Raw genomic sequence first — 24,515 nt, 5'->3', positions numbered from 1 at the left:
CAACAGCCGTTCGATCTTTCCCCCGAAGGGGTGAGGTCGCTACGGGGAGGTAGACTTAACCGTGTCTGGCCGGACGCACGCCGGAGCATGCCCTGAGCGCACCTGTGTGGGGTGCCGGGAGCGTGCGGCCAAGAACGATCTCCTGCGGATCGTGAGGATCGAGGACGCATGCGCCCCCGATCCTCGCGGTACGCTGCCCGGCCGGGGTGCCTATGTGCACCCCGCCCTGGTCTGTCTCGACCAGGCGGTACGCCGACGGGCGTTCCCGCGGGCGCTGCGCGCCCCGGGGCCGCTCGACACAAAGGCGTTGCGCCGATACGTCGAGCAGACAACAGTTGCCGAGCAGGCAACACCGTAAGACGTGCCGTACGGAACCCCGTGCGGCCCAGGTACCCCGCGAGTTGGAAGTAGGTCGAGATTGCGATGAGCACTCGATGAGCACGCGATGAGTACGCCCATGAAGTAGCGACGGTCCGGACGCACCCGGACCTAAAAGGAGCGAAGTGGCTAAGGTCCGGGTATACGAACTCGCCAAGGAGTTCGGAGTTGAGAGCAAGGTCGTCATGGCCAAGCTCCAGGAACTCGGTGAATTCGTCCGTTCGGCGTCTTCGACCATCGAAGCGCCCGTTGTACGCAAGCTGACAGACGCCTTCCAGGGCGGTGGCAACGGCAAGTCCGCCGGCAAGCCCGCCCCGCGCAAGGCCGCCCCCAGGCCCGCCGCGCCCTCTCCGGCGCAGGCGGCCCGTCCCGCTGCCCCGAAGCCGGCAGCGCCCAAGCCCACGACGGCGCCGGCTGCCCAGCAGCCCGCTGCCCCGTCGGCCCCCTCGGCGCCCGCGCCGGCCCCCGGTCCGCGTCCGGTTCCGGGTCCGAAGCCCGCGCCGCGTCCGGCTCCGGCCGCCCCGGAGTTCACCGCTCCGCCGGCCGCTCCGGCCGCCCAGACCCCGCAGGCCCCGGCCGCGCAGGGTCCGCGTCCCGGTGCCCGTCCGGGTGCCCCGAAGCCCGGTGGCCGTCCGGCTCCCGGTCAGGGCCAGGCCCGTCCGGGCCAGGGTGCTCCGCGTCCCGGTGGCCAGGCCCCGCGTCAGGGTGCCCGTCCGGCCGGTCCGCGTCCGGGCAACAACCCCTTCACCTCCGGTGGCTCCACCGGCATGGCCCGTCCGCAGGCCCCGCGCCCGCAGGGCGGCCCGCGTCCCGGCGGCCCCGGCGCCGGTCCCCGTCCGCAGGCTCCCGGCCAGCAGGGCGGCGGTCCGCGTCCGCAGGCTCCGGGCGGCCACGGCGGTGCCTCCGGGCGGCCGTCGCCGGCCGGTATGCCCCGGCCGCAGGGCGGTCCGCGTCCCGGCCCGGCCGGTCCGCGTCCGAACCCCGGCATGATGCCGCAGCGTCCCGCTGCCGGCCCGCGTCCCGGCGGCGGTGGCCCCGGCGGCCGCGGTCCCGGTGGCGGCGGTCGTCCCGGTGGCGGCGGCGGTCGCCCGGGTGGCGGCGGCTTCGCCCGTCCCGGTGGCGGCGGTGGCGGCTTCGCCGGTCGTCCGGCCGGTCCCGGTGGCGGTGGCGGCGGTGGCTTCGCCGGCCGTCCGGGTGGTCCCGGCGGTGGCGGCGGTGGCCGTCCCGGCTTCGGTGGCCGTCCCGGTGGTCCCGGTGGCCGCGGTGGCACGCAGGGCGCCTTCGGCCGTCCCGGCGGTCCCGCGCGTCGTGGCCGCAAGTCGAAGCGGCAGAGGCGCCAGGAGTACGAGGCCATGCAGGCCCCGAGCGTCGGCGGCGTGATGCTGCCGCGCGGCAACGGCGAGACCATCCGTCTCTCCCGCGGCGCGTCGCTCACCGACTTCGCGGAGAAGATCAACGCCAACCCGGCGTCGCTCGTCGCGGTCATGATGAACCTCGGCGAGATGGTCACCGCCACGCAGTCCGTCTCCGACGAGACGCTGCAGCTCCTCGCCGACGAGATGAACTACACGGTTCAGATCGTCAGCCCGGAGGAGGAGGACCGCGAGCTGCTCGAGTCCTTCGACATCGAGTTCGGCGAGGACGAGGGCGACGAGGAGGACCTGGTGGTCCGTCCGCCGGTCGTCACCGTCATGGGTCACGTCGACCACGGTAAGACCCGACTGCTCGACGCCATCCGCAAGACGAACGTCATCGCGGGCGAGGCCGGTGGCATCACCCAGCACATCGGTGCCTACCAGGTCGCGACCGAGGTCAACGACGAAGAGCGCAAGATCACCTTCATCGACACCCCGGGTCACGAGGCGTTCACCGCCATGCGTGCCCGTGGTGCGAAGTCGACCGACATCGCGATCCTGGTCGTCGCGGCCAACGACGGCGTCATGCCGCAGACGGTCGAGGCGCTCAACCACGCCAAGGCGGCCGACGTGCCGATCGTGGTCGCGGTCAACAAGATCGACGTCGAGGGCGCCGACCCGACCAAGGTGCGCGGTCAGCTGACCGAGTACGGCCTGGTGGCCGAGGAGTACGGCGGCGACACGATGTTCGTCGACATCTCCGCCAAGCAGGGTCTGCACATCGACTCGCTGCTGGAGGCCGTGATCCTCACGGCCGACGCCTCGCTCGACCTGCGGGCCAACCCGGCCCAGGACGCGCAGGGCATCTCGATCGAGTCCCGCCTCGACCGCGGCCGTGGTGCCGTGGCGACGGTCCTCGTCCAGCGAGGCACGCTGCGGGTCGGCGACACGATGGTCGTGGGCGACGCCTACGGCCGGGTGCGCGCCATGCTCGACGACAACGGCAACAACGTCGCCGAGGCCGGCCCGTCGACGCCGGTCCAGGTCCTGGGCCTGACCAACGTCCCGGGTGCGGGTGACAACTTCCTGGTGGTCGACGAGGACCGTACGGCCCGTCAGATCGCCGAGAAGCGTGCCGCCCGTGAGCGCAACGCGGCCTTCGCCAAGCGCACGCGCCGCGTGTCCCTGGAGGACCTGGACAAGGTGCTCAAGGCCGGCGAGGTCCAGCAGCTGAACCTGATCATCAAGGGTGACGCTTCTGGTTCCGTCGAGGCCCTCGAGTCCTCCCTGCTCCAGCTGGACGTCGGCGAAGAGGTCGACATCCGCGTCCTGCACCGCGGCGTCGGTGCGGTCACGGAGTCCGACATCGACCTGGCGATGGGCTCCGACGCCATCGTGATCGGCTTCAACGTCCGTGCGGCCGGCCGCGCGGCGCAGATGGCCGAGCGCGAGGGTGTGGACGTCCGGTACTACTCGGTCATCTACCAGGCGATCGAGGAGATCGAGGCGGCCCTCAAGGGCATGCTCAAGCCGGAGTACGAAGAGGTCGAGCTCGGTACGGCGGAGATCCGCGAGGTCTTCAAGTCGTCCAAGCTGGGCAACATCGCCGGTGTTCTCATCCGCTCGGGCGAGGTCAAGCGCAACACCAAGGCCCGCCTGGTCCGCGACGGCAAGGTCATCGCGGAGAACCTCAACATCGAGGGTCTGCGTCGCTTCAAGGACGACGTCACCGAGATCCGCGAAGGCTACGAGGGTGGTATCAACCTCGGAAACTTCAACGACATCAAGGTCGACGACGTCATCGCGACGTACGAGATGCGGGAGAAGCCGCGGGCGTAACGGCCTACGGTTCGTGCTGGCCGGCGGGACTTCGGTCCTGTCGGCCAGCGCGCCGTTCCCGGGGGCACAGCCCCCGGGCGGCGTGCCCACGGCACCGAAACCCTGTCGAGTCACCGGCAGGTACGCGGTACCGTTCTTGATGTCCCCGGCCACACCGACCTGGGGCCATCGATCCCGTACCGGCGGGTAACCCGGCACACAACATGTACGTGGGGACTCTGTCCTTCGACCTCCTCCTCGGCGACGTCCACTCGCTGAAGGAGAAGCGCTCCGTCGTCCGCCCGATCGTCGCCGAACTCCAGCGGAAGTACGCCGTGAGCGCGGCCGAGGTGGACCACATGAACCTCCACCGGCGAGCGGTCATAGGTCTCGCCATGGTCTCCGGCGACGCGGCGCACCTCACCGACGTACTCGACCGGTGCGAACGGCTGGTCGCCGGCCGCCCCGAGATCGAGCTGCTGTCCGTACGGCGGCGCTTCCACGGCGAAGACGACTGACCACAGAACGCAAGAAGAAACAAGGAACGGGAGACGGACCAGTGGCCGACAACGCGCGGGCGAAAAGGCTGGCGGACCTCATCCGAGAGGTGGTGGCCCAGAAGCTGCAGCGCGGGATCAAGGACCCGCGGCTCGGCTCGCACGTCACCATCACGGACACCCGGGTCACGGGTGACCTGCGGGAGGCGACCGTCTTCTACACGGTCTACGGCGACGACGAGGAGCGGAAGGCGGCGGCAGCCGGCCTGGAGAGCGCCAAGGGCGTCCTGCGCTCGGAGGTCGGCCGCGCGGCGGGCGTGAAGTTCACGCCGACCCTGACCTTCGTCGCGGACGCCCTGCCGGACACCGCCCGGACCATCGAGGACCTCCTCGACAAGGCCCGGCAGTCCGACGAGAAGGTCCGCGAGGCCTCCGCGGGCGCCAGCTACGCGGGCGGCGCCGACCCGTACCGCAAGCCCGCCGAGGACGAGGCCGAGACGGACGGCGACGCCGCGGAATGACCCAGAAGCACACCACGCCCGACGGCCTCGTCATCGTCGACAAGCCGTCGGGCTTCACTTCGCACGACGTGGTCGCCAAGATGCGCGGGATCGCCCGGACCCGCCGCGTCGGCCACGCCGGCACCCTCGACCCGATGGCGACCGGCGTGCTGGTCCTCGGCGTCGAGCGCGCCACCAAACTCCTCGGCCACCTCGCACTGACCGAGAAGGAGTACCTGGGCACCATCCGCCTGGGCCAGAACACCGTCACCGACGACGCCGAGGGCGAGATCGCCTCGTCCACCGACGCGTCCAAGGTGACCCGGGACGGCATCGACGCCGGCATCGCCAAGCTGACCGGCGACATCATGCAGGTCCCGTCCAAGGTCAGCGCCATCAAGATCGACGGCGTACGGTCGTACAAGCGGGCTCGCGAGGGCGAGGACTTCGAGATCCCCGCCCGGCCGGTGACGGTCTCCTCCTTCACGGTGTACGACGTCCGGGACGCGGTCGCCGAGGACGGCACCCCGGTCCTCGACCTGGTCGTCTCCGTGACCTGCTCCTCCGGCACCTACATCCGTGCCCTCGCCCGTGACCTGGGCGCCGGCCTCGGGGTCGGCGGCCACCTCACCGCGCTGCGCAGGACACGCGTCGGGCCGTACAAGATCGATACGGCGAAGACGCTCGACCAGCTCCAGGAGGAGCTGACCGTGATGCCGATCGCGGAGGCCGCCGGGGCCGCGTTCCCCCGCTGGCAGGTGGACGCCCGGCGTGCCCGGCTGCTGCTGAACGGCGTCCGGCTGGAGATGCCCGACGAGTACGCGGGCGTCGGTCCCGTCGCCGTGTTCGGCCCCGAGGACCGTTTCCTCGCGCTCGTCGAGCAGCAGAAGGGCAAGGCCAAGAGCCTGGCCGTCTTCGGCTGAGACACCAGCCACCGCTGTTGCCCGTGGAGCGGCGGCCGGCCACGGGGTGCGCCCCTGCCGCCGCTCCACGGTCCCCCCTCGGTTCCCCCACCTCTAGGGTTATCCAACGGCTCCCGCCTATTCACCCGTCCGGGCAGGCGCTCGGAGTGAACCGGGGGAGCGGAAGGGGGCGCGTTCGCCAGGTGATCTGTCCCGTCGATCACCGCGCGCCTACCGTCGGAAACAGGGCACGCGGGCACCGGCGGGGAGGTACGGCCATGGCGGGACGGGGCCCGCGCACCGGAAGCGGTCGCGGGGCGGCGGCGGACGGTACGGGGGAAGCGGAGACCGGCTACACCACGGGTACCGCTGGTTACCCCGGTACTTCCGGCACCGAGGGCGCCAGGGACACCGGCGGCCGCTATGGCACCAGTGCCGGCACCAGTGAGAGCTCCGGCACCGGCTACACCACCGGCACTGCTGACATCGGCGGCTCCGGCGGCAGTGTCGGCATCACCGGCAGCCCCCTGCGCACCACCTACACCACTGGCGCCGCAAGCATCGGCGGCGCCGCAGGTCTCTCCACTCCCACAGCCGGCACCACCGCCACTCCCCGCCACATCCCCGGTCCCCACCCCGATGCCGCTCTCGTCCGGATCCGGGACCTCGCCGGGCGCCCCCGCGGCATCGGTTTCCTCGCCGATCACCAGGGCACCCTGCTCACCAGCCACGAGGCCGTCGACGGCCTGCCCCGCCTCGTGCTGCACGCCGCGGGCGACCGCATCTGCCTGGTCGGCGCGGACGCCGTCACCCCGCTGCCCACCCTGGACCTGGCCCTGATCCGCACCGAGGGCCTGGCTGTGGAGCCGTTGCCACTGACCGTTCGGGAGCGGATCGACGCCGGAACGTACGTACGGCTCCCGGCGGGCTGCTGGCGGGAGGCGCGGGTGCTGGCCGCCACCGAGGTGACGTACACCGCCAACGACCGCTTCCACCTCCTCCGGGACGCGCTGGAGCTGGCCATCGGCACCGCCGGCCAGGACGCGCTGCGGCTGGGCGGCGGGGCGGCCGGGGGACCGGTGCTCGACACGAGGACCGGCGCGGTGATCGGCGTCCTGGGCACCGCCCTGCACTCCGCACAGCGCGACACGGGCTTCGCGGCGCCGCTGCGGCCGGCCGACGGTCCCCTCACGGAACTGCTCGCCCGCAACGCGGCCACCGTGCCCGCCTTCGGCGCCGACCTGAACCTGGCCGGCATGCTGCAGCTGACCGTCACCTCGGTCGGCCAGGACGGTCCCCAGGGCTTCCTCGCGGGTGCCGTGGAACCAGTCGAACGCCTCGGTGTCGTCCGGGAGTTGGCGGCCTTCATGGACGGCGACCGGACCGTGCTCGGTCTCGTCGGCGCCCCGGGCAGCGGCCGTACGACGGAACTCGCCGCCCTCGCCGCACGGCGGGCCCGCGGTGAGCGGCCCGCCCCGACGCTGTGGCTGCGCGGTGCCGATCTGGAGGACACCGACGACTCCGTGGCCGACGCGGCCCGCCGCGCCCTGGAGCGAGCCGCCCGGATCGTCGCCGCCGATCGCTGCGTCCACCCCGAGGACCTGGGCGATGTCGGCCCCGAAAACCTGGCCCGCCTCGCGGGACAGGCCGGCCGCCCGCTCCTGCTCCTCCTCGACGGCCCCGAGGAGATGCCTCCCGTCCTCGCCGGCCGGCTGCCCCAGTGGACCCGGGGGACGGTCGCATGGTTGCGCGCGACGGGGGCACGGCTGGTGGTGGCCTGCCGCGAGGAGTACTGGGAGCGCGCGGGCACGGAGTTCCCCCCTGACCTGCTGCACACCCCGCCCGCCGGGGGCGCTGCCGTCGTCCCGGCGGGGCCCGCGACGCCTGGGACACCCGCGCCTCCGGCCGCTCCGGCGGACACCACGACCCCGACTGCCCCGCCCGCTCCCGCGACTCCTGCGGCCGCTCCCGCTGGTCCTGCGCCGATCCGCGTGGCTTGGGGCACCGCAGGCGCCACCACCCTCACCGCTCCCACAGCCACTTCGGCCGACGCTGCCGCAACGGTCCCGGCCTCCGCCACGTCCTCCGTCAGTCCCACCTCGGCCGGCTCCGCCTGGGCCGGCTCTGCTGCCGCTGCGGTTCCGGTTTCGGCCGTGTCCTCGGCTGGGCCTGCCTTGGCCGGCTCCGCTGCCGCTACGGTCCCGGCCTCGGCCGCGTCCTCCGCCGGACCCGCCCCCGCCGCGCTCTCCGCCTCCGCGGGGCCCTCCGCCTCCGCCACCACCTCCTCCATCCCCACGCCCTCCGCCCCCTCCCCACCCCACCTCCACCTCGCCGACCTCACGCCGGACGAGGCGCGTCTCGCTCGGGCCCGCTACTGGATTCCCGAGGGGGTCCTCGGCGACCGTGACGCCCGGCATCCGCTGACCATCCGCCTGTTGGCCGAGGTCCGCGCCGCCGCCCCGGACGTTTTGGCCGCCGGGCCGCTGGACCGGCACGAGGTGTTCGCGGCCCACCTGGATCTGATGTGCCTGCGTATCGCGGTCCGCCTCGCCGCAGGGAGCGGACTGCGCGGCACGGCCGTGCGCCGGCTCGCCGCGCGCGTCGCCGGGCAGGTGCACGAGGCCGCCCGGCGCAGCCTCGGCCCCGGGCAGGGCGAGCTGGACCGGGAGTCCTTCGAAGCGGTCTTCCCCTGGGGCCCCGCCCCGGCCCGGCTCGGCGGTGGCACCGGCTGGGCGTCCGCCGTCCTCACCGAGGGCCTCCTCGTCCCGGCCGGCCGCGGCTACCGCTTCGCACACGAGGAGCTGGCCGACTGGCTCCAGGGCGTGCACCTCGACCTCGACGAGGCCCTGCGCGCCCTGGTCCACCGCACCCGCACACCCGGCGAAGCCCCGTCCGTTCCCGTGCCGCACCACCGGGTCGGCCCCGTCGTGCAGGCCCTGCTGCTCCTCGCCCGGCAGCAAGGTGACCGCCAACTCGCCAGCCGACTCAGGGACTTGGTGGACGCCCTGGACCGCGACCCCGGCTCCTGGTGGGCCGCCCGGCTGCTCGCCCGCACCCTGCTCCAGGTCCCGGACGCGACGCCGTACACCGACGTGCTGCGGCTGCTGGCCGACCGCATCGTGGCCTGGCGCCGCGCCCGGCAGCCCGTACCGGCCGAGTTCGGCCCCGCATTCTGGACCGAGCTGCCGGTCCCCGACACCGAGCGGCTCGACCTGCTGCGCCGGCTCGTGCTGGCCGACCAGGCGCCCCCCGAGGCCGGCGAGCGCTACCTGGACGCCGTCGCCCACCTGCTCGTAGCCGCTCCCGCCGTCGTACAGCCGCGGCTGACGCGCTGGTTCGACGACGAACGGCCGCTGCCCGCGACCCCGCACGCCACCGTCGCGACCGCCGCCCAGGCGCTGCTGCACACCCACCGGCACGGCGCGCTGGACGACCTCACCGAGATCCTCGTGGCGAGCGCCCACCGGCGCGCCGACGAACTGCTCACCACCCTCGCCGAGGACGAGCCGTCGGCCGTCTGCCGGGCCGTCGACCGCTGGGCGCACGACGAACGCCCCGCCCGCCGGGTCGCGGCCGTGGCCTTCGGGCTGCGCGCCGCCCCGCACGTCCGCTCGGCGGCCGACCGCGAACTGCTGCGCTACGCCGCCCTCGCCCTGCTCGCCCGCCCCGCCGACTGCACCCTGCACGGCGGCGCCCTCGCCCTGCTGGTCCTCGACCCCCACACCCGCGACCGGCACCTGGCCACGGCCCTGCGGCACTTCGCGGAGGCGGACCCGCAGTTCCCGCCGAGCGCCCTGGCGCCCGCCCTGACCACCCATCCCGAACCGGTCCTGGAGGCCTTCCGCGCCCGGCTGCACGGCCCGTACGCACGGGAGGCGCTGGGCACCCTCACCGACGTCACCACCCCGGCCCTCGCCCGCCGCGTCCCGCCCCTGATCCGGGAGGCGGTACGGCTCCGCCCGGAGACCGCCCGGCACATCGCCGCCCACGTCGACCGCCGCCTCGCCGAGGGCCCCACCGCACGCCCGGTCCTGCTGCCCCTGGTCACCGGCCTGCTCGACGACGCACCGGAACAGCTCCGCGCGGCTCTCGCCACCGTCCTGGCCGCCGCCGGCACCCCTGCCTCCCGTCCCCTGCGCCGCGAGCTGCTGGAGTTCCTGCTCGCCCGGGAACACGACCCCTCCGTGCTGTACGCCGTCCTGCGCGCGGCGGCCGAGCACGGCGACGGCCGGGAGGAGGAGGCGCGCGGGCTCGTCCACCGCACCGGCCTGCTCCTCGTCCGCACCCCCGACGGAGCCACCCACTTCGACCGCGGCCTGGTCGACCTGGGCCGGCACGTGCCCGGCTTCGCCGCCCGGATGGCCCGCTGGCTGGCCGCCACCCCTGAGGACTGGGCCGCCGTGGTGGGCCCCAGCACCCGCCGCATGCTCGAGAACCTGGCGGGCGTACGCGTACCGGCCTGATCGTCTCCGGCAGGTGCCGCGGAACGTGCGCCCGGTCACAGCCCCGATACCGATGCGGGCCCGGGGCACCCGGCATGGCACCCTTAGATCTGCGCAAGTCTTAGGCGTCGATATGGACACGGGTTCGAGGAGCGGTCACAGTGCAGCGCTGGCGTGGCTTGGAGGACATCCCCCAGGACTGGGGGCGCAGCGTCGTCACCATCGGTTCCTACGACGGCGTCCACCGCGGCCACCAGCTGATCATCAAGCACGCCGTGGACCGCGCCCGCGAGCTGGGCGTCCCCGCCGTCGTCGTCACCTTCGACCCGCACCCCAGTGAGGTCGTCCGCCCCGGCAGCCACCCGCCGCTGCTCGCCCCGCACCACCGTCGCGCCGAGCTGATGGCGGACCTGGGCGTGGACGCCTGCCTGATCCTTCCCTTCACCACCGAGTTCTCGAAGCTCTCGGCCGCCGATTTCGTGGTGAAGGTGCTGGTGGACAAGCTGCACGCGAAGGCGGTCGTCGAGGGCCCGAACTTCCGCTTCGGTCACAAGGCCGCCGGCAATGTCGACTTCCTCGCCGAGCAGGGCAAGGTCTACGACTTCGAGGTGGAGGTCGTCGACCTGTACGTCACCGGTGCGGCGGGCGGCGGTGAGCCGTTCTCCTCCACCCTGACCCGACGCCTGGTCGCCGAGGGCGACGTCGAGGGTGCCCGTGAGATCCTCGGCCGCCCGCACCGCGTGGAGGGCGTGGTCGTGCGCGGCGCCCAGCGCGGCCGCGAAATGGGCTTCCCTACGGCCAACGTCGAGACGCTCCCGCACACCGCCATCCCGGCCGACGGCGTGTACGCCGGCTATCTGCACGTGCAGGGCGAGGTCATGCCGGCCGCGATCTCCGTGGGCACGAACCCGCAGTTCGACGGCACCGAGCGCACGGTGGAGGCGTACGCCATCGACCGCGTCGGCCTGGACCTGTACGGCCTGCACGTCGCCGTCGACTTCCTCGCCTATGTGCGCGGCCAGGCGAAGTTCGACTCGCTGGAGGCCCTGCTGGAGCAGATTGCCGCCGACGTGAAGCGGTGCCGGGAGATCGTCGCCGCCGAGGCGTAGGGATCTTTTCCGGCGCAACGCGCGACGAAGGGGCGGCCGGTGCGCAGAACGCACCGCCCGCCCCTTCGTGCACTGTCCTACTGCTGCTGGGGCGGGGTCTGCGGAGGCTGCGGGTAGCCGTACACCTCGCCGGGCGCCTGCGGAGGCTGCCCCTGTCCCTGTCCCTGCGCCTGGCCTTGCTGACCCGGTGCCGCCTGCGGATACGGCTGCTGGCCGGGCGCGCCCTGCGGGTAGGGCTGCTGCCCCGGAGCCTGCGGGTACGGCTGCCCCGGCTGGGCCGGATAGGCCGGCGGATACGGCTGCCCTTGCTGGCCCGGGTAGGGCTGCCCGGGGATGAGCTGACCCGGCATCTGCTGCCCGGGCATCGGCTGACCGGGGACGGGCTGACCACTGGGCATCGGCTGGCCCGGCATCGGCTGCCCGGGCATGGGCTGGCCCGGCATCTGGTGGCCGGGCATGGGCGGGGCGGCCACCGGCGGCGGGTTGCCGTCGCTGGTCCACAGCCCGTGCGACTGCTGGTGCCGTACGAAGTCCTCGGCGATCAGCGCGGCGAGGTTGAAGTACGCCTCGCGCGTCCGCGGCCGCATCATGTCGAGGTCGACCTCGGCACCGGCGGCCAGATGCTCGTCGAAGGGCACGACCACGACCCCGCGGGTCCGCGTCTCGAAGTGCGACACGATGTCCTCGACCTTGATCATCTTGCCGGTCTCACGGACCCCGGAGATCACGGTGAGGGACCGGGAGACCAGGTCGGCGTAGCCGTGCGCGGACAGCCAGTCCAGCGTCGTACTGGCGCTGCTCGCACCGTCCACGGACGGCGTGGAGATGATGATCAGCTGGTCGGCGAGGTCGAGCACGCCCCGCATGGCGCTGTACAGCAGACCGGTACCCGAGTCGGTCAGGATGACCGGGTACTGCCGGCCGAGCACGTCGATCGCGCGCCGGTAGTCCTCGTCGTTGAACGTCGTCGAGACGGCCGGGTCCACGTCGTTGGCGATGATCTCCAGTCCGGAGGGCGCCTGCGAGGTGAACCGGCGGATGTCCATGTACGAGTTCAGGTACGGGATCGCCTGCACGAGGTCGCGGATGGTGGCACCGGTCTCCCGGCGCACACGCCGCCCGAGCGTTCCGGCGTCCGGGTTGGCGTCGATGGCGAGGATCTTGTCCTGCCGCTCGGTGGCGAGGGTCGAGCCGAGCGCCGTGGTGGTCGTGGTCTTGCCGACGCCACCCTTGAGGCTGATGACCGCGATGCGGTAGCAGGAGAGCACCGGCGTACGGATCAGCTCCAACTTGCGCTGCCGCTCGGCCTCCTCCTTCTTGCCTCCGAGCTTGAACCGGCCGCCGGCCGCCGCGGGCCGCCCGCTCTTCGCCTTCTGCCTCTTGTTGTTGAGCAGCCGGTCCGAGGACAGCTCCACGGCAGCGGTGTAACCGAGCGGCGCCGCCCCGGGGTTGGTCGGCTGCCGCTGGTCGTGCTGAACGGGCTGCGGCCAGGCGGTCCCGGTACGCGGATCGACCGGCGCCTGCGGCGGCTGCGGGGCGTGCGGGGCCTGGGCGCCGTCGGCCGTCGGCGCGCCGCCCGGCCCCTGGGGGCTCTGGGGCGACTGCGGGAAGCCGTAACCACCCGACTGGGCCTGGGCGTTGGGGGCACCGGTCTGGGGGAAGCCGTAGCCACCGGCCGCGCTGGGGCCGTTGGGGTTCGGTTGCGGCGCGGGCGGCTGCGGGAAGCCGTAACCGCCCGCCGCGGCGGGTCCCGTCGGGTTCGGCTGCGGTCCCGGACCCGCCGCCGGCTGCCCGGCCGCGTGGGGCCGGCCGGGGTGCGGTGCGGTGGGCGCACCGGGCTGGTTCGGCTGGTTCGCGTGGTTCGGCTGGTTCCAGGCGGCGGGCGCGGGCTGCGGGGCCTGCGGCTGGAACGGCGTCTGCTGGCCGGGCACACCCCCGGGCCCCTGCGCGGCCGCCGGCTGCGGCTGCCCCGGCATCGGACCGGGCTGCTGCGGCGCGGCCGGCTGCCCCGGCCACTGGGCCGCCGGAGCGGGCGCCGCGGGCTGGTAGGAGGGCGGCAGCGGCGGCACCCCGCTCTGCGGCGCGGGCGGAGGCGTCCAGCCCGTCTGGCCGTCCTGCGGCGCGGGCGGGACATCGGCGTGCGGTACGGCGGCTTGCGGCGCGCCGGTCGGCGGGGCGCTGTCCGGCTGAGGGCCGCTGCCGGGTGTGCCCGGCTGCGGCGCGCTCTCCGGGGCGGCGGCGTCCGCTGCTCCGGAGTCCTGCACCACGGAGTCCTGCACCACGGCGTCCTGCACGACGGCGTCCTGCACCACGGCGTCCGCGGACTGGCCGTCGCCGGACTCGGCGTCACCGGCGGCCTCCGCCTGAACACCGGCCGCATCCCCGGCTTCGGCACCGGTGGTGTTGCTGTCGGTCGTGTCCTCGGCCCGGACCTTGCTCTCGCTTTCGCCCTCGCCCTCGCCCTCATCGGCATCGGCCGCGGCGTCGCTCTCGGCACCGGCGTCCGCGGCGACCCCGACCAGGGCCTCCTCGCCCGCCTTCTCCTCGGCCGCCTCGACGGAGTCCTCTGCCACCGACTTCTCGGAGGCGTCGCCATCGGCCCCGGCGGTACCCGTGGCGGACGCATCCCCCGTGGCCGTACCCGTCGCGGAGTCCTCGTCACCCGGGGCGCCCTGCTTGGCCGCAGCCGCCGCGCGCTCGGCGATCTCGGCCATCTCCCGCTTCAGGGCCACGGCGGAGAAGCGCATGGTGGCCCCGCTCTCCAGGTCCCCGTTGCCCGTCTCGGGCTCGACAGCGGGCGCCTCCGGCTGAGCCGGCTGGGCGGCCTGCGACTGCTGCGCCTCGAAACCCTCCGGCAACCCCGGCATCGGAACGGGATTCCCGACAGGCGGCGCGGGCGGCACGGGCGCGGCGTAGGGAGCGCCCTGGACCGGCGGGGGCGGCGGCGGGGCGTAGGGCGTGCTGTGCGCGGGCGCGAACGGAGCTCCCAGCGACGGCGAATCGACGGTCGGCGGCGGGGCGAACGGAGTTCCCTGCGGCGGGGTGCCCGAGGCGGGCGGCGGCGGAGCCGGCTCGGCGGCCGGCGTGCTCGACGGGAACGGCTGCATCCCGGAAGCGGCAGGCACACCGGAGCCGTTCGACCCCGTGAAGTCGCCCGGACCTGCCGAGGACGGGCCCGTCGCCGTAGCGGAGCCCCCCGGAGTACCGGACGCGTTCTGGGTGTACCAGGCGGGCGGAGCGTAGTCGATGGTGAACTCGCCGGTGGTCTCGACGGCTTCCGCGTCGGGCTGGTCATCGCCGGGTGTGGCCCAGCCCCCGCGCATCCCGTCCCGATCGCTGCTCACAGTTCCTCCTGGTGTGGTCGAGCACCCTCATGCCGTGCCGGGGCGACCATGTCGTGTTATTCCGAGTCGTCCGTGGTCGTTCGAGGCAGGCCGTTCCACCGGCGCTCCCCCTGGGACACCGACGGCTCTCCCCCTGGGACACCGACGCGCGGTCCACGGGTCCTGCCATCGCGCCCGCTCCCAGCCTAATCACCACGAGCCACGCCTCGGCAGGCCCGCCCGCCACTCGGCACGAGCTCACACGGTCACAGCGCGTTGGGAAGTGCCCTGCCCACCCCGCGCCTTGCCGAATGAAACAGGGAGCAAACGGTGGACAAGTGACGAATCCCGGAACGCGCGAGCAGTGAACAAAAGGGGACGGGTAGGGGCAGTTCAGTCCATCCTTCGCGGTGTGCCCAACAATCCGATCTCGGCATCGGTCGGTTGGGTCATCACATACTGCCGGTCACGGTCGGTGCACCACAGGGTGACGCCGTCGGGCAGCGCCGGCAGCGACTCCACCTCGGCCCGCGACAGCCCCATGGTGCGGCCCAGTTCGGCCGCCTCGTCCGGGGACACCCGCTGGATCCCGGCGAGCCGTGCCTGCCGCAGCAGCCGGGGCGCGACCGGGCTGAGGTACGGCAACAGGGTCAGCACCGACTGCCAGGGCCCTGACACCACGCGCCCGCGCGGCGGGCGCATACCGCAGTCCCGCACCACCAGCACAGGCGTACCGGCGGAGGCACCCTGCGGCGGTACTCGCCCGACGTCGTACACGGACAGGCCGTTCTGCCCGCCGCCCATCGCGTGCACCATCTGCATCCAGGCCTGCGGCCGCCCCGTCTCCACGGCCACACGAGCCCCCGTGGCCGCCGAACGCAGCGCCAGCACCTGCGCGGTCCACAGGCTGCCGATCAGCACGACGTCGTACGGCGTGGGCCGGTTGATACCCAGCACGGCCGGCTGACCCTCGGCATCGACACCGGCCACCACTCCGTCGTCGCCGATGGGCAGGGCGAGCGCGTCCAGTTGCTGCGCGGCCAGTGCGTGCCGGCGGTGCCGTGGCCCGATCAGGCCCAGTCCGTGCCGGAGCAACTCGACCGCGCGGGACGGGCCGGACGCCGCGGGCGTCTCCGTGCCCGGCGTCGCGAACGTCGTCGGAATCGTCGTCACCGCGCACCTCCGAGAGGCAGTGTGGCCAGCATGCCGGGCAGTTGCTCACGGTCGAGGCGGGCCAGGCCGGCCCCCGCCTGCCGCGCCGCGCCTTCCAGCGCCCGGCGTGCCGCCACGAGTTCGTCGTCGCTGCGCCCGGTCACCCGCAGATGCGCGGACACGGAGACCTCCTGCCGCTCGCCCTGGGCGAGGGTGAGGCTGAACGTGGTGGCCAGCGCCGGTATCGCCGTGACCCGGGCGACGAAGTGCGGCAGCGACTCGGCACGGTCACCGCCCAGTTGGGGCCAGCGCCTGACCCAGTACGTCGTGTGCCGCCGGTTGTCGCAGCGCCAGCTGCGCCCGGCCTCCTCCGTGCGCCGCTCCCGGGTCTCACTGCGCCCGGCCTCGGCGGTGACCAGGGGATTGGCGCAAGCCGAGGTGGCGAGCGCGGCGACCAGCTCCTCCTCGTCGAGTACCCGTGCCCGGAAACCGGCACCGGTCAGCCGACTCGCCAGATGGTCCGCCGCCCGAGCCACGCACTTCTGCGCACCGAGCAGCCCGCCCCCGCGCGCGGCCACGGCCTCCGCGCACACCTCGGGGTCGAGCTTCAGCGCGATCCACGTGATGCGCACCGCCGGGGCGCCCGTCTGCTCCTGCAGCGGCAGGTAGTTGGAGACGGCCACGGACTGCTGGGGCAGGTGCAGCGCGGGCGCCGGCTGGGTGTGCAGCACGATCTGCGCGGACTCCAGCCGGATCCCGTCCACCTCCAGCGCGTCCCGCACCAGTGCAACGGGCAGCGGCTGCCGGCTCCGCTCGGCGCGCAGCGCGGTGGCGTCGGCCTCGACCTGCAGCACGGCCGTGACGAAGGTGCCGTCTCCGACGATGCCGACCGGCCGGCGGTCACGTGGGCCGTAGGAGTACGTCCGCAGGGCCGGCTCGCACTCCACGGCGGGGATCAGCCCCGGCTCCGTACCCGGGGGTATGGGGGTGGCCGCAGCCCGCTTCTGGCGTGCCCGCAACTCCCTGGCGGTGGCGAGCCACTCGGGCAGCGACCGTCCCCGGCGTCGTACGAAGGCCAACAGGATCAGTGCCACGGCAACGACTGCGGCCGGCACCAGGGCCATCATCCCGATGGCAAGGCCGACGAGCAGCACGGCTACCGCCAGCTCCACCAGCACGAGCCGTTGCAAACGGAACGAGCCCGACTGGCCCGGCCGCGGCCGGAGGCTGAACGTGACCGGTTGCTGCGCGGCGCCGCGCTGGGCGGACGAGCCGCGCGCCGGTTCCGCGGAGCCGGCCGCGCGGCCTCGTGCCGCCGATCGTCCGCGCGCTCGCGTCCGCGTTCCGGAAGCCATCACGACATCCCCCCGATTTGCTCACAACTCACTGGAACCAGGCCACTGAACAAGGCCCTTGAGGGCCCAGGTACCCTACCCGCTCCGCGAGACCCGCTCCGTACCAGGCATAGTAGGGGCCGGGTCCGACAACGGACGGCGGGGGAGCGTGGTCCCGGGCGCGCTCCGCGTGAGACACGGGGAGAAACAGGCACAGATGGCATCTCGGCGGGATCAACTCAACGCCTACACCTTCGCGAAGCGCCGCATGCTCGCGTCGTTCGTGCAGTCTTCACCGGATGCCTCCGACGAGGGGGCTCCGCGGCCGCTGCGCGCCATCCTGCCCGGTACCCTCGTCGGTGTCGTCGTCCTCGCCGCCTTCGGCGCCTGGGGCATGTTCAAGCCGACGGCTCCGCAGGGCTGGGACACACCGGCGACGAAGGTGATCATCGCCAGCAAGTCCACGACCCGGTACGTGGTGCTGAAGACGAACGGCAAAGCCGAGCTGCACCCGGTCCTCAACATGGCCTCGGCCAAGCTCGTCCTCGACGGCCAGAGCGATGTCGACGTCGTCACCGTCGACGAGTCGATCCTGGACAACGGCAAGATCCCGCACGGCGTCACCATCGGCATCCCCTACGCCCCCGACCGGCTGCCGTCCGCCTCGGCGGCCGGAGCGGGCCACACGTGGGCCGTGTGCGAACGCCCGAGCGGCAGCGGCAGCTCCATCCAGAAGGCCGCGTTCGTGCTGGCCGACCGTGACCAGAACAGGACCGAGACGGCCGGGCAGAAGCTGCGCGGCGGTGAACTCCTGTACGTCACCACCCCGTCGGACCAGAAGCAGTACGTGGTCGACGCACAGGGCACGGCCTACCCGGTGGACCCCTCCAACAGCAACCTGGTGGAGGCCCTCGTGGGCCTGAACCACAAGCCTCAGCAGGTGACCAGCCAGTGGATCGACACCCTGCATCAGGGCGACCCGATCAAGTTCCCGCCGATCGGCGGCGTCGCGAACGCCGCCGCGAACGCCCCCGGCGAACTGGGTGACGCCAACCGTGTGGGCATGGTCCTCCGGGCGCCGGTCAACGGCCAGGAGCAGTTCTTCGTGGTGCTGCCCGGCCGGGTCGCCCCCGTGTCCGACTTCGTCGCCCGGCTGCTGCTGGCCGACACCGACCTCGTGAAGGTCGGCCAGGACGGACACTTCCGGGAGGTCAGCGCGGGCGCCATCAAAAAGAGCCGGCCGTTCGCCTCCGAGTACAAGTGGCCGACCCAGAAGCCCAGCGCGGTCAACGACGCCTCCACTGCCGACGGCAGCCGCAACACGGTCTGCAACGTCCTGAACCACGTCGACCCCGACAACGGAAACACCACCCTGAGCACCTGGGCGGGCAAGGACTTCCCGGCGGCGCTGGCGACCGGCTCCTCGAGCGCCTATGTGACCGCGGGCTCCGGCCAGCTCTACCGCGAGTTCCAGGGCACGGCGACGCAGGTGGGCCCGGTCTTCCTGGTCACCGACACCGGCCTGCGCTACGCCCTGCAGTCCAACGCCGACAGCGCCACGGACGACAAGGGCATCGGCATCACGGCCAAGCAGCGCAAGCAGCTGCAGACGGAGGCCAAGCTGGCGCAGACCCGCCTCGGCTACGCGGACGTGAAGGCGGCCCCGGTCCCCGCCACCTGGTCGAAGTTCCTGCCGACGGGCCCGCGCCTGTCGACGGCGGCGGCGCGCCAGCCGCAGGGCTCGTGAGGGGTACGCCGATGCGGACCACACTGCTCACCCGTACGACCCTGACGACGACGCTGGCCGTCACGGCCACCCTGCTGGCCGCCCCGGTGGCCGCGGCGGACTCCATGTCCGACCAGTGCGAGTTCTCCGGGAAGAACCATGTGTACACCGGCACACCCTGGGCCCTGCAGCGCGTCAACCTCGATGAACTGTGGAGCCAGTCGAAGGGCGCGAACGTGAACGTGGCCGTGATCGACACGGGCGTCGACACGGCCAACCCACAGCTGACCCACGCGGTGAACGCGTCCCTGGGCGCGAACTACCTGCCCACGAAGGACAGCAAGGGCCAGAAGATCGACGTCGGCAAGCAGGACGGCACGACCGACACGGTCGGGCACGGCACGCGCGTGGCCGGCATCATCGCCGCCCGCCCCGCGAAGGGCACCGGCTTCGTCGGTCTCGCCCCCGAGGCCACCATCGTGCCGATCAAGCAGAACGACTCCGAGGGCCACGGCACGGCCGCCACCCTCGCCAAGGCGATCAGACACGCGGTCGCGGTGGGCGCGCAGGTCATCAACATCTCCCAGGACACGGCGAACGCCATCCCCCCGGGCGACGACCTGCACAACGCCATCGACGAGGCCCTGAACCACAAGATCGTTGTGGTCGCCTCGGCGGGCAACGACGGACTCGACGGCAACGTCAAGAAGACGTACCCCGCTTCCTACCCCGGGGTCCTTGCCGTCGCCGCCTCCGACCGCAACAACGAACGCGCGGCGTTCTCCCAGTCCGGGGACTACGTGGGCGTCGCCGCCCCGGGTGTCGACATGATCTCCACGGTGCCCAAGGGCGGCCACTGTTCCGACAACGGCACCAGCTTCTCCGCGCCGTACGTGGCCGGTGTGGCCGCCCTGATCAAGGCCAAGCATCCCCGCTGGACGGCCCAGGAGGTGGTGGCCCAGATCGAGCAGACGGCGGAGCGTTCCATCGCCGGCCATGACCGCCTGGTCGGCTGGGGCGTGGTGGACCCGGTCCGCGCTCTCACCGAGGACGATCACCCGATCGAGACCCCCCACCCCGACGCGGGCCTGACCCACGTGCAGGCCCCGACCCCCGCCAAGCTCACCCTCGGTGAAACCCCTCAGGAACGGACGGCCCGCATCGCCACCTACGTGGCCGTCGGCGTCGCCGTACTGGTCGCAGGCCTCAGCGGAGGCGCGGTGGCCCTACGGGACGCGCGACGCAGGCGCCGGACACTGGAAGGCCGGGCGGCGTAAACCTGATGCTGCGGGGGCGGAGCGTGGGTGGCCGAACGGCCCCCGCGACCTCGAACGAGGCCTCCTACGCCACCTTCGCCGACGGCGCCCTGGCCGCCTGCGCCTGAGGCCCGCCGCCATGACAGGGGCCTTGGAGGGTGTCTCACATGCTCATCCGCGGCATACCCGCCGTCCGGTCCCACCGAGGACCACGGCGGCGCCGACCCGTCAAACGCCTCGGTCGGCACCGCTGGAAGATCGAACGGTCGATCGCCTCGCTCTTCGGCTACCGTCGCCTCACCGTCCGATACGAACGAAAGGGCTCGCACCTCTTCGCCTTCCTCGGCGGCGGACGCCCTGACCTGCTACAAGAAGCTCGCGAAACTTGCCACGTGAGACGCCCTCTTAAGCACACTCATCTGACGTCGCAACAGCTTTCGTGAAGGCGGTGGACAGGTTCTTCATTTTGCCGGGATCTGCGAGATTCGAGTTGCGGACCCGCAACGAGGTGTAAAGCAGCTGCCCTTTGTGCTCGGGACTTTTGCAGCCCTTGATCTGCACGACGGCACCCGTACCGCTGTAGAAAAAGGTGTCGGTGTCGGACATCTTGGCGTCATTCAGTTGAGGGTTGGCATCCGCCACCATGGAACTCGACACGTCGTCCGCCCACCACTCGAGGTTGGCCATCAGGGCCCACTTGTCATCGACGTCCAGTCGACAGTCCTTCCTCGTGGGTACCGGACGTGTGTCGAGAATCTTGATCTTCTTACCCGGAGGAAGGAAAGGAGAGACCAACTCGGGATCCACTGGGATGCCGCACAGCGCCCTGGGGACGTTGTACTCCTTCTTCTCGCCGGATCCCGAGCAGCCGGCGACCACGCCGACCATCATGAGCGTCGACGTGGCTGCCACGAGTCGCCGAGCCATCCAATCCTCCATTGAACCGGGTCGTACCAGGGTCAGATGTCCGTGACGAGTTCGGGGCCGACGCGCTCCATGTAGCCGCCGCCCTCCTGGAATCCCTGCGAGGAAGACTCCTCTGCCCAGGTGGCAACATCGCCAGTGTTCGCGAGATGGTATGCCTTGGCTGCATTGAAGGCAGCCTCTCGCGTGTACTTCATATTGTCCTGATTACCGTTCTGCCAATTCTCACCCATCTTGCTACCGGCGTCGTCCTTGGCGCTTCCCTCGGCGTCTTTGAACATTTCCTCCAGCATCATGCTGGTCGCGGTTCCGGCAGCGCCGCCGACTCCGGCGCCCACTGCAGGAGACGCGATGAAGGAGGTGCCGACACCGACCCCGGTACCGATACCACCGGACAAGAAGTTCTTCCACTGGGCCACGGAGTGATCAAAGTCCTTGTCTTTGAGATCGGCAGGGCCGGCGACGGCCTCGTTTCGTCCCATGGCCAAGGTGCCCGAGATCTGACCGGAGTGACGCGCAATATCCCGAACGGTGAGTTCCAGATCGTGGTTCGGACGCTGGTTCTCGGGCAGATCCGGGTTCAGGTGGTACTCCATCAACTTGCCCATGTAGTTCTTCTGGCCAACCTCCACCGCTGCGTAGCCGTCGGGGTCCTGGCCTACCGCGAAGAGGAACCGGGAGACTTCACGATGGTCCAGTTCGGCTGCCGAGCCCTGGATGGGGTAGAGCTTCTGAATGCGCTGCCAAGCGGTCTGTCCGTCTTCGTCACCCTTTTCCGGATGCGGGTCCACGTCGGTTGTGGCGCGGTCGATATCTGGAAGGTACTCAGAGGCGATCTGCCCAATGCTGTCGGACATCTCACGGTGGTCCGTGAGACGCTCGTTGTCGTCCGAGATCGACGACACGATGTTTTCGAACAGCTTGGCCTGTCCGGGGTTATGAGCAGGCGTGTCAGCGGTCGGCACCTCACCCGCGGGGTGGCCAGTAGCGCCCGCCTCAAGGGCAGCCGCCAGGTTGTTGTGTCCATCGGTGCTCTCGCCCTGGCTGAGGTCGCTGTTGCTCTCATGCGGCCAATGTCGGTCCTCGAAGAGATACTTGAAGTTGGAGACAGCGTGCTTGTGGTCTCCGTCCTTCGGGATGAAGTCGTCGTTGAAGAATTCGGTCGCGGCGTCCGGGTTGTTGGACAAGCCTTTGAGGTAGCCGGACATCGGGTCCCAGCCGGAGTCGCCCGACATGTGGTTGAGGTAGGGATCGAACCCGAGCCGTTGCCAGGCCGTGTGCTTGCCGTCGCCCGTGAACTTCCGTTCCGTCTCCATGAGGTTCTTGCCGTACTGCGTCATGAAGTCGTCGTCATAGTCCCCGGCTCGCATGAGGTTGCTCATGACCTGGAAGCCCAGGACGTTCCCGCGCTTGCCGTGAACGGGTTGGTCGCCGATGTCGACCATGTGCTGCTTCCACTGGGTCATGGCGCCGGTGTCGCTCTGGCTGGCGGTGGCGAGAGTGAGGCCGAGGTTCTTCTGTAGCTCGCCCAACTGCTGACGCCGCTCTCGCGTGAGGTCCGGGGTGACGGCCGGGTCGCTCACGTTCGCCCAGAACGACAGCGTTTTCTCGGGGCCCAGGTCGGTAGCGAAGCGCTCGGAGAAGAGGGAGTCGTTGTGATACTTCTTCAGGCCTGCGTTCAGCCGGTCGAAGTCCTCCACTGACAGATCGTCGGGATCCTTCTTTGCGAGCTCAGCCAGCTCGTCGGCCTGCTCGACGGCGTCTGCGGCAGCGTCCCGGTCCTTGTAGTGGACGTCGGAGAATCCCATCCGGCTCTGATCCGCGATTGCCACGAGCACGGTCTTCGCCGAACTGTCGCTCTCGCTCGCCTTGTTCAGGATGCTCTGGATCTCGTCGCGGAGGTCGTCGCAGTCCTTCTGGCTGACCGCGCTGGTGTTGCCGCTCGGGTCGGAGGCCCAGTCGGGGCGGGTGCTGCCGGTGACCGTGAAGCTGCTGCCGGTAGTGGTGACGGCCATGCCCTTTTGCTGACCGCGCGAGACGGCGTCGGTCAGCTGTGTGTGGTAACCCTTCAGCTCCCCCAGGGTGTCACGCAGGATGTCGCGGACCGTGGTGGCCTGAGTATGCGCGTCGGCGAACTCGCCGGCGGTCTTCCCGATGAACTGTTTGGACACCTGCGCGTTCACACCGGCCCAGTCGGCCTTGTTGGCCGCCTTGTGCAGACCGTCCTCGGCGTCCTTCTTCAGGTCTTCGAGGTGTTTGATGAGCGTCGACCAGTCGGTGACGGCGTCATCGAAGAGCTTGAAGTTGGCGTGGTACAGGGCGTTGAAGTCCATGCGGGTCGTCGTCCTCCGGGAGTAGCGGTGTCAGCTGATGCGGAGGGAGGTTTCGCCGTCTCCTCCCCGTGCCGCTACTCCTTCTTCTTGTCCTTCTCTCCGTAGATGGAGTTCTTCTTGCCCGGCGCCCCGACCCGTTCGTCGAACCCGTCGTCCAGCGCGTCGATGCTGCTCATCTGCCGCTGGATGTAGTTCTCGTCGTTCGCGTGGATGGTCTTGGTGGTCTGCATGTGGTTGGAGATCTGCGCACACGCGTCCATCAGGGACTTGAGCTGCTCGTCCCACCGGTCCGCCACGTGCTGGAGCCCCGCACCGACCGCGAAGCCCTGCTTGGAAAGGTCGGCGGCCGCGGAACCGCTGCTGGGGACGGCGGTGCGGGCCTTGTCCCACATCTGGTTGTAGAGGTGATGCGCGGCACTGCCGATCTTCACCAGGTCGTCGTGTCCGACCTTCAGGTCACCGGTCCTGCTGGGCATCGCGGTGTTGCCGCCACCGCCGTCGACCTGGTTGAGCTGCATGCGCGTCGACTGGCCGGCCGCGTGTGCTTTGAGCTGCTCCCACTCGTCCCATGCCATGGAAGGACCCCTTCCCCCGCGTGACTGATCCCGTGACAGTCAAAATAGCAACCCAAGGGAAGGAAAATTTCCACCATGTTCGTTATGTATCGGATTGTTCGGTGTGAAGATTCATGGCAGAGTGAGTTATGAGGTGGCCATGACAATCCCAGGCTCTGGGTCGCGGCCTGCCGAGGCTCAACGACTACGCGAACGTCTTGAGAGGCCCTGGTTTCCCTGGAAGCCGACTCTCCTTGCGGCAGTTCATCTGTTCGGCCAGCTTGAGAGCCGTGCCGTAGGCCACCAGGGTCAGGTCCTCACGGGACCGGCGGTCGGGGCCCTTCTCCAGGTGGTACGTCATGACGTTGACGGTGAGAACGGTGTTGCCGGCCCGCCCCGGGCCCGCCGGGCAGCGGAAGCCCAACCAGGCGAGGGTCGGCGTGGCAGTGGCATAGGGAGCGCTCACATCCTTCATTCCGCTTCCGAGGATGTCGATCGTCGTCCAGTCCCCGTGGCTCTTCCAGGTGTAGTCACCAGACCGCAGCCGAAGCCAGTTTGTGGAGACCGTGAGCTGCCCACCGGTCATGCCGTCCGTTGCGGCCGGACGGCAGAGGTCGAATGCCTTGCCGCTGTGGACGAACGACGTGTCGTGCAGCAGGGCGGTCCGCGCCTGGCTCGTACCCTTCACTGTCTCGTTCTCCGACAGCGGGGACTCCCTGAAATGCTTGGAGCCGGTGAGGCGTTCCAAGGCGGGTGCCGCCGGACCGTTCAGCAGAGAGCCGCAGATGCGCGCCGCCGTGGTCCCGTCGCTGGAACGGCTCGGCGCGGGAGAGGACGTGGATCCTGTGGAGCATCCGGACAGCACCATGGCGGTGAGCACGGACACCGCCGTGATCCATGGCCGCGGGCGAG

The 24,515-nt window shown here is 71.3% G+C and carries 16 protein-coding genes; 9 read left to right on the top strand and 7 right to left on the bottom strand.

Translation table 11 applies throughout. The features are described 5' to 3' along the window. The first annotated feature begins 61 nt into the window (after positions 1-61). The 7 genes from ACZ7HQ_RS38390 to ACZ7HQ_RS38360 all read left to right on the top strand — a co-directional run bounded on the left by ACZ7HQ_RS38390 (position 62) and on the right by ACZ7HQ_RS38360 (position 11,001). Positions 62-358: a YlxR family protein gene (locus ACZ7HQ_RS38390; protein WP_351613878.1), complete on the top strand. Its 297-nt coding sequence runs from the start codon at positions 62-64 to the stop codon at positions 356-358. Positions 359-503: 145 nt separating this feature from the next. Continuing rightward, positions 504-3,572 carry a translation initiation factor IF-2 gene (gene infB, locus ACZ7HQ_RS38385; RefSeq protein WP_471000122.1) on the top strand — a complete coding sequence of 1,023 codons (3,069 nt, stop codon included), beginning with the start codon at positions 504-506 and terminating at the stop codon, positions 3,570-3,572. A gap of 203 nt (positions 3,573-3,775) precedes the next feature. Then, on the top strand, positions 3,776-4,069 hold the full coding sequence (locus ACZ7HQ_RS38380) for a DUF503 domain-containing protein (protein WP_471000120.1): 294 nt from the start codon (positions 3,776-3,778) through the stop codon (positions 4,067-4,069). 41 nt (positions 4,070-4,110) lie between these two features. After that, positions 4,111-4,569, top strand: coding sequence for a 30S ribosome-binding factor RbfA (gene rbfA / locus ACZ7HQ_RS38375; protein ID WP_471000118.1), 459 nt, complete (start codon positions 4,111-4,113; stop codon positions 4,567-4,569). After that, complete coding sequence (truB, locus tag ACZ7HQ_RS38370) at positions 4,566-5,471, top strand: tRNA pseudouridine(55) synthase TruB (protein ID WP_471000116.1); 906 nt, start codon at positions 4,566-4,568, stop codon at positions 5,469-5,471. The genes rbfA and truB overlap by 4 nt, the downstream gene beginning before the upstream one ends. A 257-nt stretch (positions 5,472-5,728) precedes the next feature. Beyond that, positions 5,729-9,913 carry a hypothetical protein gene (locus ACZ7HQ_RS38365; protein ID WP_471000114.1) on the top strand — a complete coding sequence of 1,395 codons (4,185 nt, stop codon included), beginning with the start codon at positions 5,729-5,731 and terminating at the stop codon, positions 9,911-9,913. 140 nt (positions 9,914-10,053) lie between these two features. Further along, a complete protein-coding gene (locus ACZ7HQ_RS38360; protein ID WP_471000112.1) occupies positions 10,054-11,001 on the top strand; it encodes a bifunctional riboflavin kinase/FAD synthetase in 948 nt (315 codons plus the stop codon). Between the two features lie 77 nt (positions 11,002-11,078). Here ACZ7HQ_RS38360 and ACZ7HQ_RS38355 read toward each other — a convergent pair whose 3' ends face one another. The 3 genes from ACZ7HQ_RS38355 to eccE all read right to left on the bottom strand — a co-directional run bounded on the left by ACZ7HQ_RS38355 (position 11,079) and on the right by eccE (position 16,831). Next, entirely contained in the window at positions 11,079-14,345 is a 3,267-nt protein-coding gene (locus tag ACZ7HQ_RS38355) for an SCO5717 family growth-regulating ATPase (protein ID WP_471000110.1), read from the bottom strand. A 372-nt stretch (positions 14,346-14,717) separates the two neighbouring features. Beyond that, the gene (locus ACZ7HQ_RS38350) at positions 14,718-15,497 is read right to left on the bottom strand and encodes a hypothetical protein (RefSeq protein WP_471000108.1); all 780 of its coding nucleotides are present in this window, start codon (positions 15,495-15,497) and stop codon (positions 14,718-14,720) included. Further along, positions 15,494-16,831, bottom strand: coding sequence for a type VII secretion protein EccE (gene eccE, locus ACZ7HQ_RS38345; RefSeq protein ID WP_471000106.1), 1,338 nt, complete (start codon positions 16,829-16,831; stop codon positions 15,494-15,496). Before eccE ends, ACZ7HQ_RS38350 begins: the two co-directional genes overlap by 4 nt. A 196-nt stretch (positions 16,832-17,027) precedes the next feature. On the opposite strand from eccE, the gene eccB reads away from it, so the two are divergent. Beyond that, positions 17,028-18,557 (top strand): type VII secretion protein EccB, encoded by a 1,530-nt coding sequence (gene eccB / locus ACZ7HQ_RS38340; protein WP_471000104.1) that lies wholly within the window; start codon positions 17,028-17,030, stop codon positions 18,555-18,557. An 11-nt stretch (positions 18,558-18,568) separates the two neighbouring features. Further along, entirely contained in the window at positions 18,569-19,813 is a 1,245-nt protein-coding gene (gene mycP, locus ACZ7HQ_RS38335) for a type VII secretion-associated serine protease mycosin (protein WP_471000102.1), read from the top strand. Positions 19,814-20,197: 384 nt separating this feature from the next. Here the strand turns inward: mycP and ACZ7HQ_RS38330 are convergent, their stop codons facing one another. From ACZ7HQ_RS38330 to ACZ7HQ_RS38315, 4 genes are all read right to left on the bottom strand, one after another. Continuing rightward, positions 20,198-20,719 carry a hypothetical protein gene (locus ACZ7HQ_RS38330; RefSeq protein ID WP_471000100.1) on the bottom strand — a complete coding sequence of 174 codons (522 nt, stop codon included), beginning with the start codon at positions 20,717-20,719 and terminating at the stop codon, positions 20,198-20,200. A gap of 32 nt (positions 20,720-20,751) precedes the next feature. Then, positions 20,752-23,049, bottom strand: a complete 2,298-nt coding sequence (locus ACZ7HQ_RS38325) for a hypothetical protein (protein WP_471000098.1) — start codon at positions 23,047-23,049, stop codon at positions 20,752-20,754. A 74-nt stretch (positions 23,050-23,123) separates the two neighbouring features. Next, positions 23,124-23,624 (bottom strand): hypothetical protein, encoded by a 501-nt coding sequence (locus tag ACZ7HQ_RS38320; protein WP_471000096.1) that lies wholly within the window; start codon positions 23,622-23,624, stop codon positions 23,124-23,126. A 184-nt stretch (positions 23,625-23,808) separates the two neighbouring features. Next, on the bottom strand, positions 23,809-24,489 hold the full coding sequence (locus ACZ7HQ_RS38315) for a hypothetical protein (protein WP_471000094.1): 681 nt from the start codon (positions 24,487-24,489) through the stop codon (positions 23,809-23,811). Between the last annotated feature and the right edge of the window lie 26 nt (positions 24,490-24,515).

The sequence above is a fragment of the Streptomyces sp. NPDC037290 genome (genome assembly GCF_055603245.1).
This window is presented reverse-complemented; position numbering and strand designations above follow the sequence as displayed.

Bases quoted from the DNA above. Each gene is read 5' to 3' on its own strand.
- ACZ7HQ_RS38380 (WP_471000120.1), top strand. From the start codon at position 3,776: ATGTACGTGGGGACTCTGTCCTTCGACCTCCTCCTCGGCGACGTCCAC.
- eccE (WP_471000106.1), bottom strand. From the start codon at position 16,831: ATGGCTTCCGGAACGCGGACGCGAGCGCGCGGACGATCGGCGGCACGA.
- ACZ7HQ_RS38325 (WP_471000098.1), bottom strand. From the start codon at position 23,049: ATGGACTTCAACGCCCTGTACCACGCCAACTTCAAGCTCTTCGATGAC.
- ACZ7HQ_RS38365 (WP_471000114.1), top strand. From the start codon at position 5,729: ATGGCGGGACGGGGCCCGCGCACCGGAAGCGGTCGCGGGGCGGCGGCG.
- mycP (WP_471000102.1), top strand. From the start codon at position 18,569: ATGCGGACCACACTGCTCACCCGTACGACCCTGACGACGACGCTGGCC.
- ACZ7HQ_RS38320 (WP_471000096.1), bottom strand. From the start codon at position 23,624: ATGGCATGGGACGAGTGGGAGCAGCTCAAAGCACACGCGGCCGGCCAG.
- truB (WP_471000116.1), top strand. From the start codon at position 4,566: ATGACCCAGAAGCACACCACGCCCGACGGCCTCGTCATCGTCGACAAG.
- ACZ7HQ_RS38330 (WP_471000100.1), bottom strand. From the start codon at position 20,719: ATGGCTCGGCGACTCGTGGCAGCCACGTCGACGCTCATGATGGTCGGC.
- eccB (WP_471000104.1), top strand. From the start codon at position 17,028: ATGGCATCTCGGCGGGATCAACTCAACGCCTACACCTTCGCGAAGCGC.